The organism is Microbacterium sp. UBA3394 (genome assembly GCF_002358725.1).
Classification (GTDB): Bacteria; Actinomycetota; Actinomycetes; order Actinomycetales; family Microbacteriaceae; genus Microbacterium; species Microbacterium luteum.
The window spans coordinates 1-6231 of the sequence record NZ_DEPK01000201.1; the positions used below are offsets into that span (position 1 = coordinate 1).

At 69.4% G+C, this 6231-nt stretch carries 7 protein-coding genes; 4 read left to right on the plus strand and 3 right to left on the minus strand.

All coding sequences use genetic code 11. The features are described 5' to 3' along the window. Positions 1-1138 (minus strand): alcohol dehydrogenase catalytic domain-containing protein (locus B4E30_RS12525; protein ID WP_286795455.1); only part of this gene is annotated, 1138 nt, incomplete at its 3' end. 147 nt (positions 1139-1285) lie between these two features. Here B4E30_RS12525 and B4E30_RS12530 point away from each other — a divergent pair. The 4 genes from B4E30_RS12530 to B4E30_RS12545 are packed head-to-tail and all read left to right on the plus strand — an operon-like array spanning position 1286 to position 4452. After that, complete coding sequence (locus tag B4E30_RS12530; protein WP_286795456.1) at positions 1286-2680, plus strand: glutamate decarboxylase; 1395 nt, start codon at positions 1286-1288, stop codon at positions 2678-2680. A gap of 47 nt (positions 2681-2727) precedes the next feature. Then, positions 2728-3189, plus strand: coding sequence for a GIY-YIG nuclease family protein (locus tag B4E30_RS12535; RefSeq protein WP_286795457.1), 462 nt, complete (start codon positions 2728-2730; stop codon positions 3187-3189). 23 nt (positions 3190-3212) lie between these two features. Beyond that, positions 3213-4043: an oxidoreductase gene (locus B4E30_RS12540; RefSeq protein ID WP_286795458.1), complete on the plus strand. Its 831-nt coding sequence runs from the start codon at positions 3213-3215 to the stop codon at positions 4041-4043. A gap of 10 nt (positions 4044-4053) precedes the next feature. Further along, complete coding sequence (locus B4E30_RS12545) at positions 4054-4452, plus strand: TIGR03618 family F420-dependent PPOX class oxidoreductase (protein WP_286795459.1); 399 nt, start codon at positions 4054-4056, stop codon at positions 4450-4452. A gap of 100 nt (positions 4453-4552) precedes the next feature. Here the strand turns inward: B4E30_RS12545 and B4E30_RS12550 are convergent, their stop codons facing one another. After that, positions 4553-5221 carry a hypothetical protein gene (locus B4E30_RS12550; RefSeq protein ID WP_286795460.1) on the minus strand — a complete coding sequence of 223 codons (669 nt, stop codon included), beginning with the start codon at positions 5219-5221 and terminating at the stop codon, positions 4553-4555. A gap of 228 nt (positions 5222-5449) precedes the next feature. Next, positions 5450-5992, minus strand: coding sequence for an FAD-dependent monooxygenase (locus B4E30_RS12555; RefSeq protein WP_286795461.1), 543 nt, complete (start codon positions 5990-5992; stop codon positions 5450-5452). Positions 5993-6231: the final 239 nt, after the last annotated feature.

The window sequence follows — 6231 nt, forward strand, 5'->3', positions numbered from 1 at the left end:
CCTTCTTCTGGAACGTCTCGTAGAGCGAGGGAGCGTCTTCGAGCGATGCGTGGTGGGTGACGAGGTCGTCGATCCCCAAGGGGTCGGCGGCGTCCTCGACGAGCGGCATGATGTCGTCGATCCAGCGCTTGACGTTGCACTGCCCCATCCGCAGGCTCAGCTGCTTGTCGAACATCGTCTTCATCGGCAGCACGTCGGCATCGCCGCCGTAGACGCCGCTGATCGACAGGGTGCCGCCGCGGCGCACCATGTCGATGCCGGAATACACCGCCGCCAGGCGATCGACACCCGCCTTGTCCATGACGGGCCGGGTGACCGCGTCGGGCAGGTGGCCGAGGGCGTGGTGGGCGGCTCGGATGAACGGTGCGCCGTGCGCCTCCATGCCGACGGCGTCGATGACGGCATCCGCCCCGCGCCCGGCGGTCTCGCTGAGCACCCGCTCGACCGCGTCGTCGTCGCCGTGCGCCTCGACCCCGTGCCGGGCCGCCATGTCGCGCCATTCGGCGACGGGGTCGATCCCGATGACCCGAAAGCCCCGGTGCGCACCGATCCGGGCAGCGAACTGCCCCACCGGGCCGAGCCCCAGCACCGCGAGGGTTCCCCCGTCCGGCACGCTCGCATAGTCGACGCCCTGCCAGGCCGTGGGGAGGATGTCGCTGAGGAACAGGTATCGGTCATCGGGCAGGTCCGCGCCGACGGGCACCGTGTTGTAGTCGGCCAGCGGAACGCGCAGCAGCTCGGCCTGACCCCCGGGAACCTGACCGTAGAGCTTGGTGTAGCCGAACAGCGAAGCACCGGTGCCGTACTCGGTCACCTGCGTCGTCTCGCACTGCGACTGCAGCCCGCGGCGGCACATGAAGCATTCACCGCACGAGATGTTGAACGGGATGACGACCCGCTGGCCGGGCGACAGGTTCGTCACCGCGGCGCCGACCTCTTCGACGATGCCCATGGGCTCGTGGCCGAGCACATCGCCCGGATCGATGAACGGACCGAAGATCTCGTAGAGATGCAGGTCGGATCCGCAGATCGCCGTGGACGTGATGCGGACGATCGCGTCGGTCGGCTCCTCGATCCGCGGGTCGGGCACCGTCTCCACCGAGACGTTCCGCCGGCCCTGCCAGGTCAATGCGCGCATGTCGATCCTCTCGTCGTGTCTGACCGGTCCAGTCGAACCGCCCGCGCGGGCTCTTGCGAGGGGGTTGACATCACACCCGCGGCGGAGGGTGGCGGCATGATCGCGCACCGGGCAGTCTGGAGGCTCACCCACCCGAGGAGAACCTGCATGACCGACACGGCCGCTCGTCCCGACGATGTCTCCCGCACCGAACTCAACCCGCTCTTCGCCCGCGACGGCGAGGCGACGGACTTCCCGATCGACCGCCTTCCCGACGGCGAGTCCCTCCCCGACACGGCGTATCAGGTCGTGCACGACGAGTCGATGCTCGATGGGAACGCGCGCCTGAATCTCGCGACATTCGTCGGCACGTGGATGGATGCATCGGCGGAGAAGCTCTACAAGGAGTCCGCCGACAAGAACATGATCGACAAGGACGAGTATCCGCAGACCGCGGAGATCGAGTCGCGGTGCTGGAAGATGATCGCGAACCTGTGGAACGTGCCCGACGCGGACGACGCGATCGGCACATCCACCATCGGCTCCAGCGAGGCGTGCATGCTCGGCGGACTCGCCCTGAAGCGCCGCTGGCAGCACGCGCGACGCGCGAAGGGACTGCCCACCGACAAGCCCAACCTGGTGCTGTCGTCGGCCGTGCAGGTGTGCTGGGAGAAGTTCTGCAACTACTGGGACGTGGAGCCCCGATACGTGCCCATCTCCCGCGAGCACAAGGTGCTCGACGGACACGACCTGGCCGACTACGTCGACGAGAACACGATCGGCGTCGTCGCGATCATGGGTGTGACCTACACCGGCATGTACGAGCCGGTCGCCGAGATCGCGAAGGCCCTCGATGCGATCCAGGCCTCGACCGGGCTCGATGTCAAGATCCACGTCGACGGCGCCTCGGGCGGGATGATCGCCCCGTTCCTCCAGCCCGACCTGGAGTGGGACTTCCGCGTCGAGCGCGTCGTGTCCATCAGCACGTCCGCTCACAAGTACGGCCTGGTCTATCCGGGTCTCGGCTGGGTCGTGTGGCGCTCGGTCTCCGACCTTCCGGAGGACCTCGTCTTCGACGTCACCTACCTCGGCGGCCACATGCCGACCTTCGCTCTGAACTTCTCCCGCCCGGGGGCCCAGGTTCTGCTGCAGTACTACCTGTTCCTGCGTCTCGGGTGGGATGGCTACCGTCGCGTGCAGCAGGCGTCTCAGGATGTCGCGGTGTACCTGGCGACCGAGATCGGCAAGATGGACGCGTTCGAGCTGTGGAACGACGGCACCGACATCCCGGTGTTCGCCTGGCAGCAGGCCGACGGCCACACCGACACCTGGAACCTCTACCACCTGTCCGAGCGGCTGCGCCTCAAGGGATGGCTCGTGCCCGCCTACCCCATGCCCGACGGTCTCGCCGATCTCGTCGTGCAGCGCATCGTCGTGCGCAACGGCCTCTCGCACAGCCTCGCCGACGCGCTCCTGCGCGACATCCGGGAAGCCGTCGATCACCTCGACCGCCTCGAGACCCCGATGCCGGTGGAGGGTCAGACGACCGCCTTCACGCACTGAGCCGCGCCGCCGCTCTCGGTGTCGCACGCCGCACGTAGATTGCGTGCGTGGACAGTGCGACACCGGGGCAAGCGATGCGGGCGGCGCCGCATGCGATGCCGGGGCCGTGCCTCCTGTGCGGCGGCAGCCGCGGCACCCGCGCCGACGACGGATGGCGGTGCGCGGTGTGCCTGTGGCGATACGGCGACGCACCCGACGCCGACCTCCCGCCGCCGCGGGTCGACGTGGTCTACTACCTGCGGTTCGACGCGAGGGTGAAGATCGGCACGTCCGCCCGTCCCCGGCAGCGGCTGGCAGCGATCCGGCACGACGAACTCCTCGCCTTCGAACCGGGTGATCGCGCCCGCGAACGCGAGCGCCACATCCGGTTCGCCGCCCTGCGCGAAGGGGGCGAGTGGTTCCGCGCCGACCGCGATCTGCTGTCCTTCGTCGCCGACCTGCGCGGTGACACCGACCCGTGGCATGCGTATGCGCGCTGGATCGGCGACGCGTATCGGGCCCGAGGGTGAGACCGGCGTGGTGGACTGGACGCATGGCCTCCTCCACCCCCACCCCCGTCGCCCTCGTCACCGGCGCCTCGTCCGGCATCGGCCTCGCGACCGCCCTCGCCCTCCTCGAGAGGGGCTGGGCCGTCTACGGGGGCGCGCGCCGCGTCGACCGGATGAACGCCATCAGCGACGCCGGCGGAACAGCGATCGAGCTCGACGTGACCGACGAGGCGTCGATGACGGCCGCGGTCGACCGCATCGTCGGCGAGCGCGGCCGCATCGACGTGCTGGTGAACAACGCCGGCTACGGCTCCTACGGGGCCCTCGAAGACGTTCCGCTCGACGAAGCGCGGCGGCAGTTCGATGTCAACATCTTCGGCCTGGCCCGCCTGACCCAGCTCGTGCTGCCGACGATGCGCGAGCTCGGTCGCGGGCGCATCATCAACATCTCCTCGATCGGCGCGCACATCTACGAGCCCCTGGGCAGCTGGTACCACGCCACCAAGTTCGCCGTCGAGGGGCTCAGCGACTCCCTCCGGCTGGAACTGGCACCGCACGGCATCGACGTCGTGATCGTGCAGCCGGGCCCGGTGCGCACCGAGTGGAACACCATCTCGCGCGAGAGCCTCCTCGAGCACTCCGGCGATGGCGCGTATGCGGGGCAGGCCCAACGGATGTACGCGAACTACACGCGCGTTGACGAGGGTCCGATATCGGCCGCGCCCGAGGACGTCGCCCGGACGATCGTGACGGCCGTGACCACGAGCCGCCCGCGCAGCCGCTACGCGGTTCCGTTCACGGCGGGACTCATCGTGAGACTGCGGCGTACGCTTCCCGACCGGGTCATGGATGCGATCCTCTCCCGGATGGCGTGAGGACGACCCGATGACCCGCTCACTCGATTCCCTGTCCGCCGACGGCCAGGCCTTCCTCGCTGACTACCACCTCGCCACCCTGTCGACCATGGCCAGGGACGGCGGCATCCACGTCGTCGCGGTCGGCTACACCGTGCACGAGGGCGTGGTGCGGATCATCACCTCCGACGGCAGCCAGAAGGTGCGCAACATCGAACGCGACTCCCGGGCGAGCGTGGGTCAGGTGGCGGGGCCGCAGTGGATGTCGATCGCCGGCCGTGCCGTGATCGAGCGCGATGCCGATGCCGTCGCGCTGGCTGAGCGGCTCTACGGTGTGCGATACCGCACGCCGCGCCCCAACCCGCAGCGCGTGGTCATCCGGCTCACCCCCGACCGCGTTCTGGGTTCGGCGCCGCTCTTCACCGCCTGAAGCGCCCGTCGGCCCCGGCAGGCAGAGGTGCCGAGAAACGCCGAACGCGCCGAGACACCCCGCGATGCGAGATGCTCGGCGCGTTTCTCACGCCGGGCGGTCAGTCGAGGAGACCGCCGACCAGGCCGTCGACGTCGCCGGAGACATCGCCCACGAGGTCGTCGACGTCGCTGGAGACGTCACCGACGACGTCGCCCACCTCGCCGGAGACGTCGCTGGTCACATCGCCGACCTCGCCGCTGACGTCATTGGTCACGTCGCCGACCTCGGCGCCCACGTCGCCGATCGAAGCGTCATCGGCCACGGAGGTGTCGTTCCCCGACGCGGTTTCGTTGCCCGACGCGGTGTCGTTTCCGCTGCCCACGTCATTGCCCGAGACCTCGTTGCCCGAGGCGACATCGTTGCCCGATCCGACGGGAGCATCGATGTCGGTCGAATTGCCGGATCCGATGGGAGCATCGACGCTGTTGTCGGACCCGATCGGCGTGTCGTTGCCGGAGAGGATCGCACCGTTGCCGACGTCGCTGACCAGCGGGCCCTCCACGAGGGTGGTGTCGAGCGCCGCGGTGTTGCCGCCGGCGTCGATGGCGTCGTGCACCCAGGTCTGGAACGCGTCGAGCGAGGTCATCGCGCTCGTCGTGGTCACCGTCTCGTCGGTCGAGGAGATGGTGTCGTCGGCGGAGGCGGGAAGCGCCAGGCCGGTCGTGACGAGGGCGGCGGCGCCGAAGCCGGTCGCCAGGAGTCCTGCTCGAGTGATGTTCTTGCGCATGGATTCTTCCTTCCGTTCCGTGCGACTTCCGCCGCACATGGAGTCATCCGGAACGCTCGCCCGATCGGTTGATGAGAGATCGCTCATCCACCCGCTCGCCCCGTCGACACGGCCGTCGAGAAACGCCGAACGGCCCGAGAAACCGCGCGATGCGTGGTGTTTCGCGCGGTTCGGTGTTTCTCGCGGCGTATCGGGCGCGCGAACGGGCGCGACGGCGGGAGGCCGCGGTCAGCGAAGGCGCTCGGGACGGAATCCGTATCCGACGATGCGCGCGGCGAGCGGCCGCAGCAGCGGCAGCGCGAGGCGCATCGCGATGCGCTGCCGGCGGGTCGGCGGGTCATCCAGGATCTTCACGCCCCGGCCGGTCGCGATCCGGGCATGGACGGCACGCTGGATGCGCTGCATCATCGCCGTCGGACGCTCACGCCGACCCTGCACCGCAGCCGCCGCGCGGTCGATCACCGATTCCGCGCCGGACCGGAGAGCGGGTGCCAGCAGGCGCGCGGCGGCGACGGCGTCCTGCACGGCGTAGTTGATGCCCACGCCGAACGCCGGAGACATCGCATGCGCCGCGTCGCCGATCAGCAGCGCACCGGGCGTGTGCCACCGGTCGAGGCGGTTGATCTGCACCGAGAGGAGCTTGACGTTCTCGAACGAGCCCAGTTCGGCCGCCTCGGCGGCCAGCCGCGGCACAGCACGCACGATGCGTTCGCGGAAGCCGTCGATCCCCTCCGCGCGGATCGCGTCGAACGATCCTTTCGGGATGAGCATGGCGCTCTGCAGGTATCCCGGGCCGAGGAAACGTGACGAGCATCGTCTCCTCGGTGATCCATGCCAGCGTGTCGGGCATCGGCGTCGCTTGGTTCGGGAAGGCGGAACCACGCCACGTCGGCCGGTACGCCGTACTCACGCGGCTGCCATCCCGAGCGCCTCGCGCACGGTCGAATCTCGACCGTCGGCGGCCACCGTCAACGCGGCCTCGACCTCGAGGTCGCCTTCGGCCGTGCGCG

What these genes read in the sequence shown, in the direction of transcription:
- B4E30_RS12530 (WP_286795456.1), top strand. Translation starts at nt 1,286, where the DNA reads ATGACCGACACGGCCGCTCGTCCCGACGATGTCTCCCGCACCGAACTC.
- B4E30_RS12540 (WP_286795458.1), top strand. Translation starts at nt 3,213, where the DNA reads ATGGCCTCCTCCACCCCCACCCCCGTCGCCCTCGTCACCGGCGCCTCG.
- B4E30_RS12545 (WP_286795459.1), top strand. Translation starts at nt 4,054, where the DNA reads ATGACCCGCTCACTCGATTCCCTGTCCGCCGACGGCCAGGCCTTCCTC.
- B4E30_RS12550 (WP_286795460.1), bottom strand. Translation starts at nt 5,221, where the DNA reads ATGCGCAAGAACATCACTCGAGCAGGACTCCTGGCGACCGGCTTCGGC.
- B4E30_RS12555 (WP_286795461.1), bottom strand. Translation starts at nt 5,992, where the DNA reads ATGCTCATCCCGAAAGGATCGTTCGACGCGATCCGCGCGGAGGGGATC.